Annotated in this window: 1 protein-coding gene; it reads left to right on the top strand. The window is 55.0% G+C overall.

Annotated elements, in window-relative coordinates:
* Positions 1–923 (top strand): elongation factor Tu (gene tuf / locus AC1RGE_RS32030; protein ID WP_492585717.1); only part of this gene is annotated, 923 nt, incomplete at both ends.

Genomic DNA, 923 nt, shown 5'->3' with positions numbered 1-923 from the left:
AAAAACATGATCACTGGTGCTGCCCAGATGGACGGCGCGATCCTGGTTTGCTCGGCTGCCGATGGTCCGATGCCACAAACTCGTGAGCACATCCTGCTGTCCCGTCAGGTAGGCGTTCCGTACATCGTTGTCTTCCTGAACAAGGCTGACATGGTTGACGACGCTGAGCTGCTGGAACTGGTTGAGATGGAAGTGCGCGATCTGCTGAGCACTTACGACTTCCCAGGTGATGACACTCCGATCATCATCGGTTCGGCTCTGATGGCTCTGAACGGCCAAGACGACAACGAAATGGGTACCACCGCTGTTAAGCGTCTGGTAGAAACTCTGGATACCTACATCCCAGAGCCAGAGCGTGCAATCGACAAGCCGTTCCTGATGCCAATCGAAGACGTATTCTCGATCTCCGGCCGTGGCACCGTGGTAACTGGCCGTGTTGAGCGTGGTATCGTTCGCATCCAGGAAGAAGTTGAGATCGTTGGTCTGCGCGACACTCAGAAAACTACCTGCACCGGCGTTGAAATGTTCCGCAAACTGCTCGACGAAGGTCGTGCTGGCGAGAACTGCGGCGTTCTGCTGCGTGGTACCAAGCGTGACGACGTTGAGCGTGGCCAGGTTCTGGTTAAGCCAGGCACCGTTAAACCGCACACCAAGTTCACCGCTGAAGTTTACGTTCTGAGCAAGGAAGAAGGCGGCCGTCATACTCCGTTCTTCAAAGGCTACCGTCCACAGTTCTACTTCCGTACTACTGACGTGACTGGTAACTGCGAGCTGCCAGAAGGCGTTGAAATGGTAATGCCAGGTGACAACATCCAGATGACTGTCACTCTGATCAAAACCATCGCGATGGAAGATGGTCTGCGTTTCGCTATCCGTGAAGGCGGTCGTACCGTCGGCGCTGGCGTCGTAGCCAAAGTCATCGA

It is taken from the genome of Pseudomonas sp. GW823-FHT02C05 (assembly GCF_058797595.1).
The sequence above is the reverse complement of the archived record's forward strand: the minus strand, read 5'-3'. Positions and strand labels throughout refer to the sequence as shown.